A 21,402-nucleotide genomic window follows, 5' to 3' on the forward strand; every position below is an offset into this window, starting at 1 on the left:
CGGCCTGTTGAGGCAGGCGGCTCACCCTTAACGCTTTACTCGTCCGTCGGCAGCGCCAGAACGCGTACGCGCTGGATGCGCGCCCCATCCATCGCCGTCACCTCGAACGAGAGGGCACCGCTGTCGAAGCGATCGCCCACGCCCGGCAGGCGACCCAACCGCTGCAGCACGAAGCCGGCCAGCGTGGAGAAGTTGCCCTCCCCAGCGCCCGGCAGGCGATGGCCCAACAGGTGCTCCACGCGGCGCGCGTCGAGGCTGGCGTCCAGCAACCAGGCACCGTCCGGCTCGCTGACCGCCGAGGGATCGCCTTCGCGGGTCTCGTCGGGGAATTCCCCTGCGATGGTCTCCAGCACGTCGGCCGGGGTCACCAGGCCGAGGATGCTGCCGTATTCGTCGACCACAAGGGCCACCTGCAGGGAGGCACGGCGGAATTCGTCGATGAGGCGGAGCACGCTCAGTGACTCCAGCACCGTGATCGGCTTGCGCACTACCGACTCGTGCAGGCGGCCATTGTCACTCAGGCTGGCCAGCAGGTCGCGCGAGGACACCACGCCCACCAGTTCGTCGAGGTCGCCGTTGGCGACCAGCATCCAGTGGTGCGAAGATTCCCGCGCTTCTTCCAGCAGGTTGCCCAGTTCGTCGGACGGATCGATCCAGACGATCTCGGTCCGCGGCGTCATGATCGACCGCACGGGACGCTGGGACAGGTCGAGCACGCCCTGCACCATCTCCAGCTCGTCCTTGCCGAACACCGCCATCTCGGCGGTCTCGGTCGGCGCGTTGCCCTTGCCGTTGCCGTCCACCTCGTCTTCCGGCGTGCCGCCCAGCAGGCGCAGCACAGCCTTGGCGGTGCGGTCGCGCATGGTGCGGCCGCCCACCAGCAGGGAGCGGCGACGGTTGCGACGCATCGTCTGGTTGAACACCTCGATCATGATCGAGAAGCCGATCGCGGCGTACAGGTAGCCCTTCGGGATATGGAAGCCGAAGCCCTCGGCGATCAGGCTGAAACCGATCATCAGCAGGAACGACAGGCAGAGGATCACCACCGTCGGACGGGCGTTGACGAAGGCGGTGAGCGGCTTGCTGGCGGTGATCATCAAGGCCATGGCGATCACCACGCCGATCATCATGATCGACAGGTGATCGACCATGCCCACGGCCGTGATCACCGAGTCGAGCGAGAACACCGCGTCGAGGATCACGATCTGCAGCACGGTAAGCCAGAAGCTGCCGCGGCGGGCGCCCTTGCCGTCGTGGTCGTCGTCGGCCTCGAGCCGTTCGTGTAGTTCCAGCGTGGCCTTGAACAGGAGGAAGGCGCCGCCGATCACTAGGATCAGGTCGCGCCACGACAGGCCGAAGCCGTTCCACTCGAACAGGGGCTTGGTGAGGGTGACCAGCCAGGACATGGCGGCCAGCAGGCCCAGGCGCATGAGCAGCGCGAGGCCAAGACCCACTAGGCGCGCGTGGTCGCGCTGGCGGGCGGGGAGCTTGTCGGCGAGGATCGCGACGAAGACGAGGTTGTCGATACCGAGAACGATCTCCAACACGATCAGCGTGAGGAGTCCCGCCCAGGCGGAAGGGTTGGCTAGCCAGTCGAATGCGAACATGGGTAGGCGCGTTGGCGCCCGTTTTCCTCCTTAAGGGACGTGACACTATACAGGCCCCGCGTGACGGTCTGTGCCGCAAGCGCCATTGCGCCGCCGTCGCGCCGTCGGCTAGGGTGCGCCATGCCTCACGATACCGCCCCTGCCGCCGTCGCCCTTCCTGTCGAACCGTCGCCGCTGCCGGCCCGCGCGCCCGGCCTGCTCGAGACGATCGCCTGCATCATCGCGTATTTCGTTCTGCAGCTCGGTTTCGGAGCGCTGTTCGGGCTTATCTCGCAATTCATCACCCAGCACTACCCCGACCAGGTGCCCGCCTATCCGGATCGCCTGATCGTGGTCGTGATCCTTACGCTGCTGTGTGCCGCGGGGGTCACCACCGCCCTGCTGGTCAGGCGCTGGGGCCCGCGCAGCCTGGACGGCGGCGCGCTGGGCCTGGGCTTCACTCCGCCACAGGGCAAGTACATCGCCATCGCCACGGGCCTGGGCCTTGCCGCCCCCATCGTTGGCGGCCTGCTTACCCAGTTCCTGGCCGGCAACCACGAGGTGAGCCAGTCGGTGAGCGAAATCGCCGGCAAGGCCCATATCGGCATGCGTTTCGCCTTGCTACCCGCGGTGGTCCTGGTCGGTCCGCTGGTGGAGGAGACGCTCTTTCGCGGTGCCCTGCTCGCCGTGCTGCGCCACCGGTTGGGCGACGGCTGGACCATAGGTATTTCCGCGACGATCTTCGGGCTGGTCCACCTGCCCGACCTGGCCTGGCTCTGGTATGCGGTGCCGAACCTGGCCCTCATCGGACTGATCTGCGCCTGGCTGCGCGTACGAAGCGGCTCGATCTGGCCCGCCTTCGTCGCCCACGCGGTCAACAACTCGCTGGCGACGCTGGGCTGGTTCACCGGCTAGATCGTCTCCAGCGCCGCCACCTGACGGGCCAGTCGCGGCCCGGCATAGCACTGCGAACCGACGGGTAGCAGGCCCACGTCGGAGAAGGCGCCCCGGTACCAGCGGGCAGGCCGCGCATGGAAGCCCTCGCGATCGCCGCCGGGATCGTCCTCGCGGGTATACACCTCAAGAAAAGCCAATCCCTCAAGCATCTCGCCGATGCCGGTGAGACCGGCGCGGATCTCGGCCGGCTTCAGGTAATGCAGTACGTCCGTGCAGACGATCAGGTCGAAGCGGGTATCGAAACGCAGCTCGGCCAACTGGCCGAAACGGGCGTAACCGATGTTGCGGCTACGGCCATAACGGGCCACGGCGTACTCGCTGGCCTCCAGCCCCTGGTAGACGACGCCCGGACGCAGGCGCCGCAACTCGGCGCGCCAAGGCGCTTCGCCGCAGCCCACATCGAGCACGTTGCGGATGGGATGCCCGAGGTAGAACTCGGCCTGCCCCACCACCATGGCCACCTTGCGGCGCAGCTCCGCCGGCGAACGCACCGCATGCCCAGCGCTGCGATACCACTTGTCGAAATAGGCCTGATCGTAGGTCTTGGACATGGCGAGCCGCCCCGTGAAAACCGCCATGTTAGCCGGGCGTACACCTCGGGCATACATGACCCGTCGCAGCATCGTGCGCTATCGATGCAAGGAGACTCCCATGCCCCTCATCCGCCTGCGCATTACCGGCGACCGCGACATCTTCGACGACGTGGTCAATGCCCTCCACGGTATCGACCGGGTGGAGCGTGTCGAGGAGATCGACGACTTCATGAGCGATTTCCGTGACGACTCCAGCTCGCAGAACCTCTCCGACGACATGAGTTCGCGTGCGTTCACGGTCGAGGTGGAGGCACCGAAGAATCGCCTGGAGCGCGTGCGCGAGGTCGCTGAGGAGGCTGCCGGCAGCCGCGAGGCGACGATCGAGTTCGTCGACGAAGACGAATTCAAAAACTGACCTCCTACGGCCAGCTCCTGTAGGAGCGCGCTTGCGCGCGATACCACCCGAATCGCAAGTTCCAACGGTCAGCCAAAAGTAAACCTCGCACCCCGGACTCCGTTTAAGGTGGCGTCGCGCCTTCCACGGAGGTCCCATGCGCCCGCTCGCCGCCGCGTTACTGATCGCCCTGCTGCCCCTCCCCGCGCTCGCCGCGGATGAGCCCCTGTCGAAGGACGATGTCGCCTGGCTGGACCGGGTAACGTTCGGCATCGACACCGCCACGGTCGCGAGCTTCCGCGACCTGGGCAAGCGACGCTTCCTCGATCACCAGTTGCACCCGCGCGACGACGGCCTTCCGGCCGAGATCCGCCAGCAGATCGCCGGCTTCGACGTGATGAAGACGCCGCCTGCCACGATGATGGCGCAGATGCGCGACCAGTATCGCGACATCAACCAGATGCCCGACGGCGACGCCAAGCAGGCGGCACGCCAGGCCTTGCAGAAGCAAGGCAACGAGTATGCGCAGGAGGCCCAGGCCACCGAACTGCTCTACGCGATCTACGACGAAAACCAGTTGCGCGAGCAGATGGTGTGGTTCTGGCTCAACCATTTCAGCGTGTTCAAGGACAAGGGCCGCGTGCGCTGGCTGGTGGCCGACTACGCACAGAACACCGTACGTCCGCACGCGCTGGGCAAGTTCCGCGATCTGGTCATGGCGACGCTGAAAAGCCCCGCCATGCTGGAATACCTGGACAACGCCCAGAACGCCCGAGACAAGATCAACGAGAACTACGCGCGCGAGCTGATGGAACTGCATACGCTCGGCGTCAACAGCGGCTATTCGCAGGCCGACGTGCAGAACCTCGCACGCATCCTCACCGGCGTGGGCGTCAACTTCGACGGCCAGCCTCGCAAGTTCCGCAAGGACCTCCAGCCGTATTACCTGCAGGAAGGCGTCTTCGAGTTCAACCCGAACCGCCACGACTTCGGCGACAAGGAACTGCTGGGCAAGACGATCAAGGGCGGCGGCTTCGACGAAGTCGAGAAGGCCGTGGACCTGATCGTGAGCCAGCCGGCCTGCGCGACGTTCATTTCCACCAAGCTGGCGAAGTACTTCGTATCCGACAACCCGCCGCCGGAGCTGATCAAGGCCATGGCGAAGACCTTCCGCCGCAGCGATGGCGATATCGCGGAAGTGATGAAGACGATGCTGACCTCAAAGGAATTCGCCGCGTCGCTGGGCAGGCGCTACAAGGATCCCACCCAGTTCCTGGTGTCCACCATGCGTGTCGCTTACGACGGCAAGCCCGTCACCAATCCGCGTCCGCTGGTGAACTGGATCAACCAGCTCGGCCAGGCGCCGTACGGTCGCATCACGCCCGATGGCTGGCCCGTGGCCGACGTGGAATGGTCCAGTTCCGGGCAGATGGCCAAGCGTTTCGAGATCGCCCGCTCGATCGGCAGTGGCGCCAACCACCTGTTCGATCTCGACGAGGAAGGCAAGCGCCAGCGCGGCGGCTTTCCCCAGCTAACCACCCCGACCTACTACGCCACGCTCGATCCCCTGCTCGGCCAGAAGACGCGCGACGCGCTGTCGCAAGCCACCTCGCAGCAGGAATGGAACACCTTCCTGCTCTCCTCCCCCGAGTTCAACTACCGCTGAGGCCAGCCATGGATCGCCGCCAGTTCCTCCTCGCCCTCGCCGCCACCGTTCCTGCCCTCACGCTCGGGGGCAAGGTCTTCGCCGCCCCGGCGAACACGCCGCGCTTCCTGCTCGTATTCCTGCGTGGAGGCTACGACGCGAACAACATGCTCGTGCCGTACGCCAGCGACTTCTATTACGAGTCGCGGCCCAGCATCGCGCTGGCAAAGCCGGATCCCTCCAATCCCAAGTCGGTACGCGCGCTCGATGCCCACTGGGGCCTCGCGCCCGTGCTCGCCAATTCGATGGGGCCGCTGTGGGACAAGCGCCAGCTCGCCTTCATCCCCTTCGCCGGCACCGACGATCTTTCGCGTAGCCATTTCGAAACGCAGGACAACATCGAGTCCGGCGAAGCCGGTGAAGCGCGCAGCTACGCATCGGGCTTCATGGGCCGCCTCGCGGACGTACTGCGCGGTTCGACGCCGATCGCCTTCACCGATGCCCTGCCCCTGTCGTTCCGCGGCGCAGGCGATGTACCCAACGTCTCGCTGAAGGGCGGCGGCAAGGCCGTATTCGACGATCGCCAGTCGAAGATCCTCGCCAGCATGTACGCGGGCACGCCACTGCAAGCGGCCGCCACCGATGGCCTGCAATTGCGCCAGGAAGTGGCCCAGGACCTCCAGAACGAAATGGTCGCCGCCAGTCGCGGCGCGGTGAACGCGCGCGGTTTCGCGCAACAGGGCCAGCGCATGGCGACACTGATGCGCGATCGCTTCCGCCTCGGCTTCGTGGATGTCGGCGGCTGGGACACCCATGTGAACCAGGGCGGCGCCGAAGGCCAGCTCGCCAACAACCTCGACAACCTCGGGCAGGGCCTCGCGGCCTTCGCCGATGGCCTGGGCGAGGCCGAGTGGAACAACACCGTGGTGGTCGTCGTCTCCGAGTTCGGCCGTACCTTCCGCGAAAACGGCAACAAGGGCACCGACCACGGCCACGGCACCACCTACTGGGTGCTCGGTGGCAAGGTCCACGGCGGCCGCATCGCCGGCCAGCAGGTGGCCATCAACGCGGGCAGCCTGCTGCAGAACCGCGACTACCCGGTGCTCAACAACTACCGCGACGTCCTGGGCGGCATGATGCAACGCATGTACGGCCTGTCGTCGGCCGACCTGACCAAGGTCTTCCCGAACGCCAAGCCACGCGACCTTCAACTGGTGTAGGAGCGCGCTTGCGCGCGATCGCTACGCTTAGGGCTGCCAGACCTGCCCCTCAGGATGCGATAGCTGCCGGTCGAGGTAATACGCCGCGCTGATGAAAGCGAGGTGCGTGAGCGCCTGCGGGAAATTGCCCAGCGGTTCGCCACGCAGGCTCAGCTCCTCGGAGAACAGGCCGAGGTGGTTCGCATAGAGCACGCCACGCGCCATGATCTCGCGCGCCTCGTGCAAGCGACCCGCACGAGCCAGGCATTCCACATACCAAAACGTGCAGGTGGTGAACGCGCCCTCGCCGCCCTTCAGGCCATCGGCATTTAGGTAGCGGAAGACCAGGCCGTCGTCGGTGAGCTGGTCGCGGATAGCGTCCAGCGTGTCCAGCCAGACCGGGTCGGTGGCGGAGACGAAGCGCACCAGCGGCATCATCAGCAGTGAGGCGTCGAGGTCGGTGCCGCCCTTGGTCTGCACGAAGTAACCGTGTTCGGGATGGCGGAAGTTCTCCCAGATATCTTCGGCGATGCGGTCGCGTTCGGCGGCCCACTCGACGATCGGCCCGGGCAGCGACCGCTTGCCCGCCAGGCGCACCGTGCGATCCAGCGCCACCCAGCACATCAGGCGCGAATGCAGGAAATGCCGCGGCTTGTCGCGAATCTCCCAGATCCCTTCGTCCGCGTCGCCCCAATGGCGCGACACGTGATCGACCATGCGCCGCACGTGCTGCCAGCCGGCATGGCTGATCGCCGTGCCGTACTTGTTCGATAGGTAAATGCTGTCCATCAGCTCGCCGAAGATGTCGAGCTGGGTCTGCGAACGGGCGGCGTTGCCGATGCGTACCGGCTTCGATCCTGCATAGCCGGCGAGATGGTCGAGGGTTGCTTCGTCCTCCGCTTCGCTGCCGTCCAGCGCGTACATGATGCGCAGTGCGGAATCCTTGGCGAGCGCCATGATCCGTGCCTCCGACCATTGGCGGAAATGCTCTGCCTCTTCCACGTAGCCCATCCGCATGAAGGCATACACGGTGAACGAGGCATCGCGGATCCAGGTCGCGCGGTAGTCCCAGTTGCGTTCCGCGCCCGTCGCTTCCGGCAGGCCAAAGGTGGCGGCCGCCGCGATGGAGCCATGCCGATGCGACGTGAGCAACTTCAGCACGAGGGCGGAGCGATCCACCTTCTCGCGCCAACGCCCTCGATAGGAGGACTTGCGCATCCAGCGACGCCAGGCCTCGGCCGTATCGCGAAGGGCTGCGGCGCATTCGCGAACGTCCAGCGGCTCGATCTCCTCGTCGCACAACACGAACCAGACCTCCTTGCCCGGCTCCAGCGGGAAACGCGCATCCGCCTCGCCCTCTCCGATGCGTAGTGGCACGTTCGCCCCCAATCGCACCGACTGCGCATGCGTGTGGAAGACGACGGAGTCGCCGTACGCCTCGACCTCGGGCACGGCGCGGGCGTAGTCCAGTCGCGGACGACAACGGACATGGATATCGATCTTGCCGCGTAAGACGCGAATACAGCGGACGAGGCTTCGCGGCGCGCGGGACTGGATATCCGGGTGCGGCATGAAGTCGGTCATCTCGACGCTGCCCTCTTCGGACATCCAGCGCGTGATGAGGACGTTGGTCTCCGGCACGTAGAGCTGCATGCGGCGGGGCTCGTCCAGCGCAGGCTCCACCGAGAACTCGCCGCCCTCGTCCGGGTCGAGTAGGGCGGCGAAGATCGTCGGGCTGTCCAGGTGAGGCCAGCACAGGTAGTCGATGCAGCCGTCCGTGGCGACCAGGGCGGCGGTATCCAGGTTGCCGACGATGCCGTGCTCGCCGATACGCCGGCCGGGCATGGGGTTTTCGCGGTTCGGCACGCGCTTCTCCATCGGTGGGGACCGTACGGATAGCAATGCCATGGCGGACGTGAAGGCAGCGCCGATAGGACGCTCAGAATTCCATGCGGTAGGCCACCTTCACCAGGGCCTCGTTGACGTCCTTCAGGGCGAAGCCCCGACGGAACTGGCCATCCAGGTCATCGTTGGTGTCCTCACGATAACCGCCCCGGTTGTACACGATGTACAGGTTCGACAGGGGCGCGATCTCGTAGCGATAACGAATCTGGAAGCCCAGGTTGGCGACGCCCAGGTCGTCCACCGCCTCGTTGCTGGCGACGGCGCGACCCGTCGGCGAGATCTCATAGGCCTGGCGCATCCGGGCGGCCACGGCGAGGGTCTGGAGCTTCACCCGCAGCTCGTGGCGGTTGCCGAAGTTCCAGTTCAGGCCGCTGTCGATGCCGATGGTGCGCCCGTCGAAGCTGCCGACGAGGTTGTCGTGCTGCCAGATGAGCCAGTTCGGGTCCCACTCGTAGCTGGCGCCAGCGAAGATGCTGAAGCCGTCGGTGATGAAATAGGTCGGCGTGAACTTGAAGTAGTAGCCGAGACGACGCAGGCCGGTGAGCTGGTTGCCCGAAATCGAGCCTTCGGTGGTCCAACTCCAGCGGCCGGAGCGCGGCTGTTCGCGCTGCCACTTCAGGCGCGCCGTGGGCTTGGTCCGTAGCGGGTTGTTGCCCCGCGTCAGCAGGTCGTCATAGGCAGCCGTGAACATGTCCAGGCGCCACCATTCCGCACCACCGTCCCGACGCTGGCTGTCGCGCATGATGCGGAAACGACGGTTGATCAGGCGATTTTCCGTGTTGTCCTGCTGGGAGACACGGAAGCGCCACAGGTGCGAGGCGTAGGCGGAGTCGGCCGGGAGCTGCGTATCGCGGTAGCGCACCTCCCAGTGCAGGTACTCCATGTCGTTGCGCGGCAGGTAGCCAAAGTCGTCGATGTTCAGGCGCTTGCCGAAGTACATGCCGAGCCACTGCTGGCTCCAGCGGTCGTTCATTTCCCAGTACGCGATGCTGGTGGCGCCAAGACCTGAACTGTCGGCACCGCGCTGGTCGATCTTGCTGCCCACCACGTTGCTGGTGATGGTGAACGATGCGTTCGGCTGCCAGCGGTGGTCAATGCCCAGCACGTTGGCGTCGCGGTTGAGATAGGGATGATTGACCCGCGTGGCGAGCAAGCCGAGGGTCTGCGTGCCCAGGTTCTGCACGATGCGCAGGGCACCGAAGGTTCGCCCTGCGTCGCCCTTCTCCTGAGCAGTCAGGATGCCGTAGCTGGTGGACCCGACACTGCCGTTCACCTTGACCGCCGCGGAGATATCGGCCGACCCACGACCATCGTCGGCGGCACCGCCGACGCGACGCGTGTAGACGAGCTGGGAGTAATCGTCGAGCAGGCTGAAATCGAAGATGCCCTGATTCTCGGTGAAGAACGGACGCTTGTCGGTGAAGAAGGTCTCCGTCGGCGAGAAATTCACGACTAGGTCGTCGCTTTCCACCTGACCGAAGTCGGGATTGATCGTCGCCGTGACCTGGGTCTGACCGTTCGGCTTCCAAAGGATGTCCGCGCCCTGCTGGAACGAGGTGCCGCCATGGGCGCGATCGGTACGTGCCACCAGGTACGGGGTCACCGCGAACAGCGACTGGGAGTACGCCGGCACTTCCAGTTTTTGGAAGCTGGACAGGAAGCGACCGCGATCGAACGAGACGGTGGGCCATGCGGCACGCTCGCCGGTGGCGGCGATGATCCGGTCGATGTAGAGACCGATGGTGCGCGTGTTGCCCGACGCCTTGCGCATCGGTGCGATGTACCAGGGGATGAGGATCTCGACGGAGTAGCCTTCCGCGTCCTCGCTGGTCGCATGCTCCCAGATGCCATCCCAGTCGTAGCTGAAGTCGTTCTCGTTGGTGATGACCTCGTCCGCGATGCCACCTTGCGACTTCACCTCGAAGTCGTAGCCCACGCGGCCATCGGCGTCGAAGTCCACCATCACGTTCACGCGGTCGACGCGCGCATCCTCGTCGCGGCGAGCCTGCTGCTTCGAACGGGGAATGCCGGCCGGCTGGGTAACCCGGATCGCCACGGCCAGCCCCTTGGGCGTGGACAGCACCCAGGCGTCGATCGGCTGGCTGGCCGCCTTGCCGGTCCATGGCTGGGTCACATGAAAATCCGTGATGTGCTGCGCCCCGGCCCATTCCGCGGGATCAATATGGCCGTCGATCTTCACCTCCGCCACGGCGGAAGCCGAGGCGAAGCAAAGCGCGAGGAACAGGATGAAGCGACGGCGCATGGGATCCCCAATCGTGACAACTTGCGGGAATGGATGCGCCCCCGCGCGAAAGGGTTACCCATGACTATCGGCCTATGCCTGCGCACGGCCTCCTACGCAAAAGCCGATGCGACGCCTTCGCGGTGCTGGTAAACCGAGGCGCTGGGTTCCTGTTTGCACAGGAACGACGAGGCTGGGAGATCGTCGTTCCAGCGAACGCTGGAACCCAGCGCGAGGCAATCGGTTGTCGCCTCGCGACCTCCTACGTAAAGCCGATGCAGCGCCCTTGCAGTGCTGGCAAACCGGGGCGCTGGGTTCCTGTTTGCACAGGAACGACGAGCTCGCGATCCGTCGTTCCAGCGCACGCTGGAACCCAGCACGAGGCAATCGGTTGTCGTCTCGCGACCTCCTACGTAAAGCCGATGCAGCGCCCTTGCCGTGCTGGCAAACCGGGGCGCTGGGTTCCTGTTTGCACAGGAACGACGAGCTCGCGATCCGTCGTTCCAGCGAACGCTGGAACCCAGCGCGAGGCAATCGGTTGTCGCCTTGCGGCCTCCTACGTAAAGCCGATGCAGCGCCCTTGCCGTGCTGGCAAACCGAGGCGCTGGGTTCCTGTTTTCACAGGAACGACGAGCTCGCGATCCGTCGTTCCAGCGCACGCTGGAACCCAGCGCGGGGCGACCGGTTGTCGCCTCGCGGCCTCCTACGTAAAGCCGATGCAGCGCCCCCGCCATGCTGGCAAACCGGGGCGCTGGGCTCCTGGAACGACGAGCTCGCGATCCGTCGTTCCAGCGCACGCTGGAACCCAGCGCGGGGCGGTCGGTTGTCGCCTCGCGGCCTCCTACGCCAAAGCCGATGTGGCGCCCTCGCGGTGCTGGCGAACCGGGGCGCTGGGTTCCTGTTTGCACAGGAACGACAAGGCTGGCGATCCGTCGTTCGAGCCAACGCTGGAACGACGGCTGGGCTCAGAGCCCCAGCAGGGCTTTCGGTTCCAGGTATGCCTCCAGCCCGAACACCCCGTACTCCCGTCCCAGCCCCGACTGCTTGAAACCGCCGAACGGAGCCTTCGGCTCATGGCTCAAGGTATTCACCAGCACACGACCCGCATCGATGCGCGAAGCCACGCGACGCGCGCGCTCCGCGTCGGCGGACACGACATAGGCTTGCAAGCCATACGGCGTATCGTTAGCGATGGCGATGGCCTGCTCTTCGTCGTCGTACGCGATGATCGAAAGCACCGGGCCGAAGATTTCCTCGCGGGCGATGGTCATGTCGTTGCGCACATCGGTGAACAGCGTCGGCTTCACCAGCCAACCTTTATCCACGCCGTCGGGACGCCCTTCGCCACCGGCCAGCAGGCGCGCGCCCTCGTCGATACCCTTGCGGATGTAACCCTGTACGCGCTCCCACTGGCGCTGGCTGACCATCGGCCCGATCTGCGTTTCCGCATGGGACGGATCGCCCGACACCATCGCATTCGCCAGCGCCGCGGCGCGCGCTTCGAAATCCGCCAGCCGCGCACGAGGAACCAGGATACGCGTACCGGCGATGCAGGCCTGGCCGCTGTTGGCGAAGCCCGCATTGAGCGCAAGCGGCACGGCCACATCGAAATCCGCATCGTCGAGGATCAGCGTAGGCGACTTCCCGCCCAGTTCCAGGGTCACGCGTTTCAACGTATCCGCCGACGCGCGGACGATACCCTTGCCCACCACGGTGGAACCGGTAAACGATATCTTCGCGACGTCGGGACTAGTGACCATTTCCGCCCCCACCACGTCGCCGCGCCCTGTCACGATGTTGAACACGCCCGCCGGCGCACCGGCCGCATGCAACGCCTCGGTGACGATACGCGTCTGCCACGCACTCATCTCGCTGGGCTTGATGACGGCGGTGCAACCCGCCGCGATGGCGGTGGCGAGCTTGCCGCAGATGAAGCCCGCGTTGCTGTTCCACGGCGTGATAAGCTCGGTGACACCGACCGGTTGCATGACCACCGTCGCCTTGCCCAACTGTCGCGTGAATTCGTAATGCTCCAGCGCGTCGATCGCATCGAGGAACACGCTCGCGGCATGGTCGGTCATCCAGTGGGCACGCGACGAGGGCGCACCGTATTCCTTCACCACGGCCTCAAGCAGGTCGTCGGCGCGGGCCGCGACGGCGGTGTGCATACGTCGGAGCAGGTCGATCCGCTCGGCCACCGAGCTGCGTGAGAACGTGGCGAAAGCCCGCTTCGCCGCCGCGATCGCCATGCGTGCATCTTCCGCGTCGGCCAGGCGGACGCTGCCGAGGACTTCTTCCGTCGCCGGATTGAACAGGTCGAAACGCTCGGTGCCGTGCGGCGTGACGAAGGCACCGTCGATATAAATGGTGTCGATCGAAATCATGGAGGAACTCCTGCAGGGATGTGCCCCACAGGATGTAGCCCCTTCATTGACCTGATAAGCTGGACAACAACGAATGACCTATTAAGTAAAAGCGGACAATGCGCAGCGGACTGACCGAACTGGAAGCCGTCCTCGCCGTCGCTCGCCTGGGCAGCTTTCGGGCCGCCGCCGGTGAGCTGGACCTGTCCACCTCGGCCGTCAGTCAGGCTGTGGCGACGCTGGAAAGCCGCCTGGGCGCACGGATTTTCCACCGCACGACCCGCAGTGTCCGCCTCACGCCGACGGGCGAGCGTTTCGTCGCCGACCTGGCCCCTGCCCTGCAAGGCCTCCACACGGCCATGGACCGGGCCAAGAACGCCGAGGAAACCCCCAGCGGCACCCTCCGCCTCAATGCGTCCGGCGGCGCGGCCCTGCGGATCATGGAGCCGCTGCTGATCCCCTACATGCACCGCTACCCCGATGTGCACGTGGAGCTGATCACGGACGACCGGCTGATCGACATCGTCCGGGAAGGCTTCGACGCGGGATTCCGCACCCAGGACATGGTGCCCGGCGACATGATCGCTGTCCCTCTCGGGCCGCCGATCCGCTTCGCCGTGGTCGGTACGCCGGGCTACTTCACCCGGCATGGGCGCCCGCGTACCCCCGACGACCTGTCGCACCACAGGGGTATCCGTGCGCGCATGAGCACGGGCCATGTCTATCGGTGGGAGTTCGAGCGTCACGGCCAACCGGTCACCGTCGATGTGGACGGCGGCCTCACCCTCGACGATCCACGCCTGATGCTCGCCGCGGCGAAGGCCGGCCTGGGGCTGGTATACCTGAGCGAATTCGACGTGGTCGATGCGCTGGCCGATGGATCGCTGGAGCGCGTACTGGAGGACTGGACGCCACCGTTCGACCCGCTATGCCTCTACTACCCCGGTCGTCGCCACGTACCGGCGGCCCTGCGCGCGCTCGTCGAACTTATCCGCGAAAGCGCCGTGTAGGAACGCGTTCTACGGTGCATCGATGTCGATCGCCGTGAGCGTTAACATCGTGCGGCGATGAAAGCCGAGCTTTTCGTACAGCCGTGTCGCCCCGGCGTTGCCGTCGGAGACATGCAGGAAGGACACCAGGCCCTGCTCGCGATGCCGGTTCACCAAATCGGTGAGCAAGGCCTTCGCCAAGCCACGCCCAGCGAAGTCGGGGTGCGTGCAGACGGCGCTGATCTCGCGCGCACCGGGAACCACCATCCGCTCGCCAGCCATCGCGATCAGCCGGTTCTCGTGCAGGATGCCGACGTACGTGCCCAGTTCCGCCGTGTGTTCACGGAAGAATTCCGGATACACCATGCGCGTGAGCGCACGCATGCGCTCTCGGTGCTCCGGCCCGAGCAAAACTACCGTTTCGCGCGTGGAGGGCGCCGATTCGTCCAGCGATCGCACGAGTTGCAGCGTGGCCGGAACCGCGTGATACGCGTCGAGCGGCACGCGACGCCACCGCTCCGGCATCGCCTCCGGCGCCACGCCCAGGAAGTATCGACGTCCTGCCAGGCGCACATCGTCCTGCACTTTCGCGTCGGCACTGGCCACCGCCACGAAGGGCGCATAGCTGGCGCCATACCAGAGCGCATCGCCCGCATGACGGGCCAAGTCCGCATGACCGCCACGCAAGGAATGCCACAACGGGTTATCGAGTAAAGAGGTATCCATGCCACTCCCTTCGAAAGACCTTCTCCCCATCTGAGGGGTACCCGCGCAGATCTCAACCGGCTCTGATAACGTCACGGGGACGTATACACCCAGGGGACACCATGCTCGCTCGTACCTGCCTCGCGCTCGCCCTTTGCCTCGCCCTGCCCGCCATGGCCGAGGAAGCGAAGAAGACGCCCACGCCCAAGGAACTGCTGGCGAAGTCCTCGCCGGACGAGTGGCGCACGCCCGATCCGGCCAACCTGGTGTACATGGACCTGCCCCAGGGCCGTGTCGTCATCGAACTGGCCCAGGACTGGACACCCCAGCACGCCGCCAACATCCGCACGCTGATCCGCGAGCATTACTTCGACGGCACCCAGGTCATCCGCGTGCAAGACAACTTCGTCACCCAGTGGGGCGACGCCGACGGCGACGACAAGGCCAAGGCAAAGTCCCTCGGCAGCGCCAAGGAGACCCTGCCACCGGAGTTCACCCGCAAGGGTGGCAAGTATGCTTTCACCCGGTTGCCGGACGGTGACGTCTACGCCCCGGAAGTCGGCTTCTCCGACGCCTTCCCCGTGGCCCGCGACCCCAAGGCCGGTGAAGCATGGATCGCGCACTGCTACGGCACCGTGGGCGTGGCGCGCGACGTGGGTGCGGAAACGGGCAACGGCAGCTCGCTCTACGCCATCATCGGCCAGGCCCCGCGCAATCTCGACCGCAACCTCGCCGTGGCCGGCAAGGTGCTCAAGGGCATGGAGTTCCTCTCGGCCTATCCGCGCGGCGGCGAACCGATGGGCTTCTACGACAAGCCCGAGCAACGCGTAACGATCAAGAGCGTGCGCCTCGCCGCCGACGTGCCCGCCGCGGAACGCACGCCACTCCAGGTGCTGCGCACCGACAGCAAGACCTTCGCCGCCGTGGTCGAGGCCAAGCGTAACCGCAAGGACGATTTCTATACCCGTCCGGCGGGCAAGATCGACCTGTGCAACATCAGCGTGCCAGTGCGCGATCCGTCGAAGAAGCCCTGAAACACCTGTCGGCTCCTACCGGAGGGGTAGGAGCCGATGCATCGCCGATCAGGCGCCGGGAGTGGCTGCGACGATCGCCTCGCGCAACGCGCGAAGTTTTTCCTTCAGTTTCGCCTCGTTTTCCGGCCCCACGCGGACCATGAATTTCTGCCCTGCCGATAGCTGTTCATACGTAGGATTGGAATACACGTAGCCCTGCTTCTCCGGCAACAGTTGCAAACCGCCCTTCGGCTCCGGTGCGGCGAGCAGGTGGTCGATCACCTCGACGAGGCGATCGTTGAAATAGCCGTTGGTGCCCAGGTCGCGATAGGCCTGCTGGAACAGCGGATAGTTGCGCTTGTACCAGGTGGCGGCGGCCGTCGGGTTGATACGATCAGCCACGTACATGTAGGTGGCGTACCGTTCGGCGTTTTTCTTCGACGCCACGAACATGCCGTCGCTCGACTGCACCTGGAAGGTGCCTGTCGGCGTGCGCATCGGCAGCACGTTCATGCCGACGGACTGTTTCGGCAGCGAATCGATGGTGGAGACCATGCGCGAGATGATCGCGTCGGGCCGCAGCAGCGATTTCAGCGCACCGTCACCGGTGAGCGCCAGCAGGCCGGCCATCACCGCGTCATCGCTCTGGTCCAGTGACGGCAAGGCGGCGGTGGACGCACCGGCCGGTCCATCGATGGGATGCTGCGGAAGTGCCGGGTCATGGACCTGCGTCGGTGGCGTCGCCGATGACGAGGCCGATGCGAAGGGCGGAGCGCCCACCGCTTCCCTCGCCTGTTTTTCCCGATAGAGGAAAACACCAACCACGGCGACGATCGCCACGACCAACAAACCCGCCAACCACTTCGAACCCGACGACTGACTGCTCAACGCTGTTACTCCGGTGAAACCAACCCCCATGGGGACTACGAAGTCCATGGTTGGTTCAAGGCTGGAACGCCAACGTGGCCCACGGCGGCGCGAATCGTTGCGAATTCGTGGCAATCGACCGCCGAGGGCGAAACCTCTTGCGAAAATCCTCTGCATGGCGCAAAACTGACCGCGCTGGCCCATTCCCCCACAGGGGCCGGCACCAGGGGTTCCCCTTTCAATCGATCAGTCAGGAGGAAGTATGGCTTTCTCTGCAAGGCTCGATGCCGCACCCATCTCGGGTATCAACGTCACGCCGCTCGTCGATGTCATGCTGGTGCTGCTGATCATCTTCATGATCTCGGCGCCGGTCGTTGCCCACAAGACGCTCGTCGACCTGCCCAGTCCCAATCGCTCCTTCGTCGACCTCCGTCCCGATCCGCTGCGTATCACGGTGGAACGCGGCGACATGGTGTTCGTCGATGGGATGCTCGTGTCCGAGCCGGTACTCGAAAAACAACTCGCGATCGCCGCAGCACGTTCGGAGAAACCGCCCATCGAGCTGCATGTGCGCGACGATGCCGCCTACGAGGACGTGGCGCGAGTGATCGCCACGGTGAAGAACCAGGGGCTGGATACGATCGACTTCGCCAACGATTGAGACACTGCCGCCCTGTAGGAGCGCACTTGCGCGCGATCGCGCGCAAGCGCGCTCCTACAGGTCTTCTCCGGAAAGAAAGGCCAGTGCCGCCGTGCGGACGCATTCGTCGTCCACCACCTTGCGATGGCCCAGGTGGCGTGTCTTCAGCAGCGTCGCGCCGGGCCATAGCTGTGCGTATTGTTCTCCGTGCTCCACCGGCACCTGCTTGTCGAAGCAGTCGTGCACGATGAGCAACGGCTGCGTACGCCTGGGTGCGTGATGGCGGATATGTAGGTCGTCGATCGCATACCCGGTGCGCGCCGCCAGCGCGTCGTGCAGCGACGGACGCAAGTGTTCGGCCAGGCGCATGAAGCGCGCGAACTGCCGCGTCACTGCCTGCGGATCGGCAGGCGGCGCGATGAGCACGACACGCTTCGCCGTCCAGCCATCGTCCAGCGCGATCGTGGTGGCCGCACAGCCCAGCGAATGTGCCACCACACCGAGCGCATCGCCATAGTGCCTGGCCACGCCGGACAGCGCATGCATGAAGTCAGGCAAGGTGCACAGATCGCCATCGCTATGGCCATGCGCCGGCTGGTCGAACGCCACCGCCGCCCAGCCTTTTTCCTGCAGGAACGGCGCCCAGCTTTCCCAGCGAAGCCCCATGCTCGACCATCCGTGCACGAGCAACACATAGGGCTGCGTCGACGGATCGCCCCAGACGTAGGTGGCGATGTCCTGATCGCCGACACGCACTGTCTCGCGACGCGCGGTCATGGTCGTCTGCGCGAACGCAGCACGCGTACGGCTGCTGGGCAACGGTGTCTGGAATACGCGTGCCGCGTGCGCCACCGTGCGCCGCGGCGCCAGGTAACTGCCGACGCGCCAAGCGCAACGGATCCCGAGGATGGTCGCCACGGTACGGACGCCGAAGCGGCGAGGTGCTTTCATGGAAGATGCGGGATCGAGGGTCGGCATGCCAGGGCTTGGAGCGCGGCACCGGGGCAAGGTTCCCCGGACATCCCGCTTTCGGCTAGCTGAACACCGCGATCCCCGTCCGGTCAACCCGGCGCGAGGAAGGCCCGTTCTTGCGCCCGAGTCCGCCACTGCGGACACCCGAGGAGACACCGTATGAAGCGCTTCACTCGCACCCTGGCCATCGCCACCGCCCTGGGCCTGGCCGTCGGCGCGGCGAGCTTCGCCCCGCTCGCCACCGCGCGGGAAGTGATCGTCACCACCGTACGGGTCGCACCGCCCCCGCCGCGCTACGAGGTCGTGCCGGGACCGCGCGTCGGCTATGTCTGGGCGCCGGGTTACTGGAACTGGTACGGCGGCCGCTATGTGTGGATCGGTGGCCGCTGGTACGCCGGGCGTCCCGGCTATGTCTACCATCCGCCGGTGTGGCGTCCGTACGGCGGTGGCTGGCGGATCGAGCGTGAAACCTGGGTACGTGGGCCACGCTGGCATCGTTAAAAAAATGTAGGTTGCTACGCCGCACCTACACACCTCCCCCATAGGGGTTAAACTAGGAAACTGACAGGACATCATCGCCCCCGCCACCAGGCCGGGGCGATTTTTTTGGACGGTTACCCTCTCCGGCGGCGAAGCCACCGGAATCCACCTTGAAAGCGGTATTGCCGCCGCTTGACACTGGAGTTTGCGTTCGATGATTTTCGAAACCATCGCCAACACGGGCCACGAAGAAGTCGTCTTCTGCCATAACAAGGACGCCGGCCTGAAGGCCATCATCGCGATCCACAACACCGTGCTCGGCCCGTCCCTCGGCGGCCTGCGCATGTGGCCGTACAAGACCGAGCAGGACGCCATCAACGACGTGCTCCGCCTGTCGCGCGGCATGACCTACAAGAACGCGGTGGCTGGCCTGAACCTCGGCGGTGGCAAGGCCGTCATCATCGGCGATCCCTCCAAGGACAAGTCCGAAGCGCTGTTCCGCGCCTTCGGCCGCTTCGTCAACTCGCTCAACGGCCGCTACATCACGGCCGAGGACGTCGGCATCGACGTCAACGACATGGAATACGTGTTCCGTGAAACCGAGTACGTCACCGGCGTGCACCAGGTTCACGGCGGCTCGGGCGACCCTTCGCCGTTCACCGCGTTCGGTACGCTGCAGGGCCTGATGGCCGCGCTGCAGACCAAGCACGGCAACGAAGACGTGGGCAAGTACAGCTACGCCGTGCAGGGCTGCGGCCACGTGGGCAGCGAGTTCATCAAGCTGCTTCGCGAACAGGGCGCCAAGGTGTTCGTCACCGACATCAACAAGGATGCCGTGCAGCGCTGCGTCGACGAGCTCGGCTGCGAAGCCGTGGGCCTCGACGAAATCTACGATGTCGACGCCGACGTCTACAGCCCGTGCGCCCTCGGCGGCACGGTCAACGAGCAGACCATCGACCGCATCAAGGCGAAGATCATCTGCGGCGCGGCCAACAACCAGCTCGCCACCGATGCCATCGGCGACGAACTGGCCCGTCGTGGCGTGCTCTACGCCCCGGACTATGCCGTCAACGCCGGCGGCGTGATGAACGTCTCACTGGAAATCGACGGTTACAACCGCGAGCGCGCCATGCGCATGATGCGCACGATCTACTACAACGTCGGTCGCATCTTCGAAATCTCGGCCCGCGACAACATCCCGACCTACAAGGCCGCGGATCGCATGGCCGAAGAGCGCATCTCCGCCATCGGCAAGATCCGCCTGCCGCACATGGGCAACGGTGCTCCGCGCTTCCAGGGTCGCATGCGCGGTCAGTAAGCGTTTCACCCGTCGTTCTGAAAAAAGCCACCGCATCGCCGCGGTGGCTTTTTTTTGGGATCTTGTAGGAGCGCGCTTGCGCGCGATGCGGAGTTACCGCGAGCACCCATCGCGCGCAAGCGCGCTCCTACAGGTGCGTGATGACGCCGGGTCCGCTGGCCTGAGGACGGTTTGGGATAGTCAGCCGGCATTTAACGAGTCGTCGCGGGAACGGTCATCGCCGCAAAGTGATGACTTTTTTCTTGCCGGAAATTCATGGGCTCGTGAAGGGTGCGCCCGTTTCCGCCCAGGCGTAGCGTCGAATCACCGCCGAAAACGTGGCGGGATACCAGCTGAGATAACGGTCATGAGCGACAGGAAAACCGGTACGGTCAAGTGGTTCAACGATGCCAAGGGCTTCGGGTTCATTTCCCCGGAGGATGGGAGTGCGGATTTGTTCGTCCATTTCAGGTCGATCCAGAGCAACGGATTCAAATCCTTGACGGACGGACAAAAGGTCTCTTTCAAAGTTGTTCAAGGCCAGAAGGGACTTCAGGCTGACGAGGTCAAGGTCGACGGTACCTGACCATTACAAACAACGGAGGGTGCGTCATGAAGGACTTCTTTCGCATCGTCTTGTTCATCAACAGGGCGTTCTTCCGCGAGGAAGAGCGTTCCTTTCCCACGGAGCGGCGCATGCCGCCGGGGGCTCCCCGCCTCACGGCGGGTCAACGTGTCTCGTTCACCCTCAACGAAAGCCCCGAGGGCGGCTTCTACGCCACGGACGTGAAGCCGCTGGACGAGGACACCTGACCCACCTCAGCGGGCCGCGGCGACGGCCACCGGACCGGCGAAGCCGGTCCGGGTGACCAGCATGTCGCCGAACGTCAGCACGCAGGCCAGCGTGGCGGCGAAGAACAGACCTTTCAGCAGCACGGTTTCGGCTTTCATGGCGCAACTCCTTGAGTGGGTTCACCAGGGATGAGGCATGAAGCGTGCCAACCCGAGAACCCCGCCAGAATGCGGTTTTCCGAGGATGGGCGCCCTTCCATGAGTGTCCGCGGACGTGGCCGCCCGTCCGGACAGGCCGAACGCGGGAAAGGGACTACGCGAATACGGCACCCGCAGGCGGTGCGATCTGGTACACTCGCCGCGCCATGTGTATCTCGTAAGGCGTTGCCTGCGCGATGCTTTTGGGTGGCAGGGGATGCCGTCCGCGGGGGCGGCCACAACCGAAACCATCGATCACGACCTTCGTCGCCCTGGCGACGGTGCGGCCCGCTGTTCCCTTTGTGGCGCGGACGCCCGATCCCGGGGATGAAATGGACTTACCGAGCTATGAGCGCGATCCCAGCTGAAACCTTCACCTTCGACGACGTCCTCGGTCGCCTGCGATCGGTCCTGCACGAGACCTTCGAGATCGACCCGGCGCGCGTCACCCCCGAGGCCAACCTGTTCACCGACCTCGAACTGGACAGCATCGACGCGATCGACCTCGCCATCCAGGTCCAGGACATGACCGGCACCCGGATCAAGCCGGAAGACTTCAAGAGCGTGCGCACGGTCGGCGACGTGGTCGCCACGGTGCAGAACCTGCTCACCCGCTGAGCGGTCC

General features: G+C 65.2%; 21 protein-coding genes. 12 read left to right on the plus strand and 9 right to left on the minus strand.

The window, feature by feature from the left end; translation table 11 throughout:
• Positions 1-35: 35 nt before the first annotated feature.
• Entirely contained in the window at positions 36-1,607 is a 1,572-nt protein-coding gene (locus tag GAK28_RS04585) for a TerC family protein (RefSeq protein WP_291775686.1), read from the minus strand.
• A 120-nt stretch (positions 1,608-1,727) separates the two neighbouring features.
• On the opposite strand from GAK28_RS04585, the gene GAK28_RS04590 reads away from it, so the two are divergent.
• Positions 1,728-2,501 (plus strand): CPBP family intramembrane glutamic endopeptidase, encoded by a 774-nt coding sequence (locus tag GAK28_RS04590; RefSeq protein WP_291775688.1) that lies wholly within the window; start codon positions 1,728-1,730, stop codon positions 2,499-2,501.
• On the opposite strand, the gene GAK28_RS04595 is transcribed toward GAK28_RS04590, so the two are convergent.
• The gene (locus tag GAK28_RS04595) at positions 2,498-3,094 is read right to left on the minus strand and encodes a class I SAM-dependent methyltransferase (protein ID WP_291775691.1); all 597 of its coding nucleotides are present in this window, start codon (positions 3,092-3,094) and stop codon (positions 2,498-2,500) included. The genes GAK28_RS04590 and GAK28_RS04595 overlap by 4 nt on opposite strands.
• A gap of 100 nt (positions 3,095-3,194) precedes the next feature.
• Between GAK28_RS04595 and GAK28_RS04600 the strand changes: the two genes are divergently transcribed.
• The 3 genes from GAK28_RS04600 to GAK28_RS04610 all read left to right on the plus strand — a co-directional run bounded on the left by GAK28_RS04600 (position 3,195) and on the right by GAK28_RS04610 (position 6,335).
• Positions 3,195-3,491 (plus strand): hypothetical protein, encoded by a 297-nt coding sequence (locus tag GAK28_RS04600; protein WP_291775694.1) that lies wholly within the window; start codon positions 3,195-3,197, stop codon positions 3,489-3,491.
• A 136-nt stretch (positions 3,492-3,627) separates the two neighbouring features.
• Complete coding sequence (locus GAK28_RS04605) at positions 3,628-5,136, plus strand: DUF1800 domain-containing protein (protein WP_291775699.1); 1,509 nt, start codon at positions 3,628-3,630, stop codon at positions 5,134-5,136.
• 8 nt (positions 5,137-5,144) lie between these two features.
• Entirely contained in the window at positions 5,145-6,335 is a 1,191-nt protein-coding gene (locus tag GAK28_RS04610) for a DUF1501 domain-containing protein (RefSeq protein WP_291775701.1), read from the plus strand.
• 27 nt (positions 6,336-6,362) lie between these two features.
• Here the strand turns inward: GAK28_RS04610 and GAK28_RS04615 are convergent, their stop codons facing one another.
• From GAK28_RS04615 to GAK28_RS04625, 3 genes are all read right to left on the minus strand, one after another.
• Positions 6,363-8,180 (minus strand): glycoside hydrolase family 15 protein, encoded by a 1,818-nt coding sequence (locus GAK28_RS04615; protein WP_291775703.1) that lies wholly within the window; start codon positions 8,178-8,180, stop codon positions 6,363-6,365.
• A 73-nt stretch (positions 8,181-8,253) separates the two neighbouring features.
• The gene (locus GAK28_RS04620; protein WP_291775705.1) at positions 8,254-10,482 is read right to left on the minus strand and encodes a DUF5916 domain-containing protein; all 2,229 of its coding nucleotides are present in this window, start codon (positions 10,480-10,482) and stop codon (positions 8,254-8,256) included.
• Positions 10,483-11,426: 944 nt separating this feature from the next.
• Positions 11,427-12,845 carry an aldehyde dehydrogenase family protein gene (locus tag GAK28_RS04625; RefSeq protein ID WP_291775706.1) on the minus strand — a complete coding sequence of 473 codons (1,419 nt, stop codon included), beginning with the start codon at positions 12,843-12,845 and terminating at the stop codon, positions 11,427-11,429.
• A gap of 98 nt (positions 12,846-12,943) precedes the next feature.
• Here GAK28_RS04625 and GAK28_RS04630 point away from each other — a divergent pair, with 98 nt between their 5' ends.
• Positions 12,944-13,834, plus strand: a complete 891-nt coding sequence (locus tag GAK28_RS04630) for a LysR family transcriptional regulator (RefSeq protein ID WP_291775708.1) — start codon at positions 12,944-12,946, stop codon at positions 13,832-13,834.
• Positions 13,835-13,843: 9 nt separating this feature from the next.
• On the opposite strand, the gene GAK28_RS04635 is transcribed toward GAK28_RS04630, so the two are convergent.
• Positions 13,844-14,539: a GNAT family N-acetyltransferase gene (locus tag GAK28_RS04635; RefSeq protein ID WP_291775710.1), complete on the minus strand. Its 696-nt coding sequence runs from the start codon at positions 14,537-14,539 to the stop codon at positions 13,844-13,846.
• 101 nt (positions 14,540-14,640) lie between these two features.
• On the opposite strand from GAK28_RS04635, the gene GAK28_RS04640 reads away from it, so the two are divergent.
• Positions 14,641-15,552, plus strand: coding sequence for a peptidylprolyl isomerase (locus GAK28_RS04640; RefSeq protein WP_291775712.1), 912 nt, complete (start codon positions 14,641-14,643; stop codon positions 15,550-15,552).
• 48 nt (positions 15,553-15,600) lie between these two features.
• Here GAK28_RS04640 and GAK28_RS04645 read toward each other — a convergent pair whose 3' ends face one another.
• Positions 15,601-16,419 carry a DUF3014 domain-containing protein gene (locus GAK28_RS04645; protein ID WP_291775714.1) on the minus strand — a complete coding sequence of 273 codons (819 nt, stop codon included), beginning with the start codon at positions 16,417-16,419 and terminating at the stop codon, positions 15,601-15,603.
• A 241-nt stretch (positions 16,420-16,660) separates the two neighbouring features.
• Here GAK28_RS04645 and GAK28_RS04650 point away from each other — a divergent pair, with 241 nt between their 5' ends.
• Positions 16,661-17,059 carry a biopolymer transporter ExbD gene (locus tag GAK28_RS04650; protein WP_291775716.1) on the plus strand — a complete coding sequence of 133 codons (399 nt, stop codon included), beginning with the start codon at positions 16,661-16,663 and terminating at the stop codon, positions 17,057-17,059.
• A gap of 54 nt (positions 17,060-17,113) precedes the next feature.
• On the opposite strand, the gene GAK28_RS04655 is transcribed toward GAK28_RS04650, so the two are convergent.
• Positions 17,114-17,989, minus strand: coding sequence for an alpha/beta fold hydrolase (locus tag GAK28_RS04655; protein ID WP_291775719.1), 876 nt, complete (start codon positions 17,987-17,989; stop codon positions 17,114-17,116).
• Between the two features lie 180 nt (positions 17,990-18,169).
• Here GAK28_RS04655 and GAK28_RS04660 point away from each other — a divergent pair, with 180 nt between their 5' ends.
• The 4 genes from GAK28_RS04660 to GAK28_RS04675 all read left to right on the plus strand — a co-directional run bounded on the left by GAK28_RS04660 (position 18,170) and on the right by GAK28_RS04675 (position 20,600).
• Positions 18,170-18,511 (plus strand): YXWGXW repeat-containing protein, encoded by a 342-nt coding sequence (locus GAK28_RS04660; RefSeq protein WP_291775721.1) that lies wholly within the window; start codon positions 18,170-18,172, stop codon positions 18,509-18,511.
• Between the two features lie 193 nt (positions 18,512-18,704).
• The gene (locus tag GAK28_RS04665; RefSeq protein ID WP_291775723.1) at positions 18,705-19,808 is read left to right on the plus strand and encodes a Glu/Leu/Phe/Val dehydrogenase dimerization domain-containing protein; all 1,104 of its coding nucleotides are present in this window, start codon (positions 18,705-18,707) and stop codon (positions 19,806-19,808) included.
• Positions 19,809-20,154: 346 nt separating this feature from the next.
• A complete protein-coding gene (locus GAK28_RS04670) occupies positions 20,155-20,373 on the plus strand; it encodes a cold-shock protein (RefSeq protein ID WP_291775726.1) in 219 nt (72 codons plus the stop codon).
• Between the two features lie 26 nt (positions 20,374-20,399).
• The gene (locus tag GAK28_RS04675) at positions 20,400-20,600 is read left to right on the plus strand and encodes a hypothetical protein (protein WP_291775729.1); all 201 of its coding nucleotides are present in this window, start codon (positions 20,400-20,402) and stop codon (positions 20,598-20,600) included.
• Positions 20,601-20,606: 6 nt separating this feature from the next.
• On the opposite strand, the gene GAK28_RS04680 is transcribed toward GAK28_RS04675, so the two are convergent.
• Positions 20,607-20,738, minus strand: coding sequence for a hypothetical protein (locus GAK28_RS04680; protein WP_291775732.1), 132 nt, complete (start codon positions 20,736-20,738; stop codon positions 20,607-20,609).
• Between the two features lie 387 nt (positions 20,739-21,125).
• Here GAK28_RS04680 and GAK28_RS04685 point away from each other — a divergent pair, with 387 nt between their 5' ends.
• Positions 21,126-21,395, plus strand: coding sequence for an acyl carrier protein (locus GAK28_RS04685; RefSeq protein WP_291775734.1), 270 nt, complete (start codon positions 21,126-21,128; stop codon positions 21,393-21,395).
• Positions 21,396-21,402 lie beyond the last annotated feature (7 nt).

The sequence above is a fragment of the Luteibacter sp. genome (assembly GCF_009912395.1).
Lineage (GTDB): Bacteria > Pseudomonadota > Gammaproteobacteria > Xanthomonadales > Rhodanobacteraceae > Luteibacter.

Excerpts from the sequence above, each read along its gene's own strand:
- GAK28_RS04585 (WP_291775686.1), bottom strand. The coding sequence starts at position 1,607 with ATGTTCGCATTCGACTGGCTAGCCAACCCTTCCGCCTGGGCGGGACTC.
- GAK28_RS04590 (WP_291775688.1), top strand. The coding sequence starts at position 1,728 with ATGCCTCACGATACCGCCCCTGCCGCCGTCGCCCTTCCTGTCGAACCG.
- GAK28_RS04595 (WP_291775691.1), bottom strand. The coding sequence starts at position 3,094 with ATGTCCAAGACCTACGATCAGGCCTATTTCGACAAGTGGTATCGCAGC.
- GAK28_RS04600 (WP_291775694.1), top strand. The coding sequence starts at position 3,195 with ATGCCCCTCATCCGCCTGCGCATTACCGGCGACCGCGACATCTTCGAC.
- GAK28_RS04605 (WP_291775699.1), top strand. The coding sequence starts at position 3,628 with ATGCGCCCGCTCGCCGCCGCGTTACTGATCGCCCTGCTGCCCCTCCCC.
- GAK28_RS04610 (WP_291775701.1), top strand. The coding sequence starts at position 5,145 with ATGGATCGCCGCCAGTTCCTCCTCGCCCTCGCCGCCACCGTTCCTGCC.
- GAK28_RS04620 (WP_291775705.1), bottom strand. The coding sequence starts at position 10,482 with ATGCGCCGTCGCTTCATCCTGTTCCTCGCGCTTTGCTTCGCCTCGGCT.
- GAK28_RS04625 (WP_291775706.1), bottom strand. The coding sequence starts at position 12,845 with ATGATTTCGATCGACACCATTTATATCGACGGTGCCTTCGTCACGCCG.
- GAK28_RS04630 (WP_291775708.1), top strand. The coding sequence starts at position 12,944 with ATGCGCAGCGGACTGACCGAACTGGAAGCCGTCCTCGCCGTCGCTCGC.
- GAK28_RS04635 (WP_291775710.1), bottom strand. The coding sequence starts at position 14,539 with ATGGATACCTCTTTACTCGATAACCCGTTGTGGCATTCCTTGCGTGGC.
- GAK28_RS04640 (WP_291775712.1), top strand. The coding sequence starts at position 14,641 with ATGCTCGCTCGTACCTGCCTCGCGCTCGCCCTTTGCCTCGCCCTGCCC.
- GAK28_RS04650 (WP_291775716.1), top strand. The coding sequence starts at position 16,661 with ATGGCTTTCTCTGCAAGGCTCGATGCCGCACCCATCTCGGGTATCAAC.
- GAK28_RS04655 (WP_291775719.1), bottom strand. The coding sequence starts at position 17,989 with ATGAAAGCACCTCGCCGCTTCGGCGTCCGTACCGTGGCGACCATCCTC.
- GAK28_RS04660 (WP_291775721.1), top strand. The coding sequence starts at position 18,170 with ATGAAGCGCTTCACTCGCACCCTGGCCATCGCCACCGCCCTGGGCCTG.
- GAK28_RS04665 (WP_291775723.1), top strand. The coding sequence starts at position 18,705 with ATGATTTTCGAAACCATCGCCAACACGGGCCACGAAGAAGTCGTCTTC.
- GAK28_RS04670 (WP_291775726.1), top strand. The coding sequence starts at position 20,155 with ATGAGCGACAGGAAAACCGGTACGGTCAAGTGGTTCAACGATGCCAAG.
- GAK28_RS04675 (WP_291775729.1), top strand. The coding sequence starts at position 20,400 with ATGAAGGACTTCTTTCGCATCGTCTTGTTCATCAACAGGGCGTTCTTC.
- GAK28_RS04680 (WP_291775732.1), bottom strand. The coding sequence starts at position 20,738 with ATGAAAGCCGAAACCGTGCTGCTGAAAGGTCTGTTCTTCGCCGCCACG.
- GAK28_RS04685 (WP_291775734.1), top strand. The coding sequence starts at position 21,126 with ATGAGCGCGATCCCAGCTGAAACCTTCACCTTCGACGACGTCCTCGGT.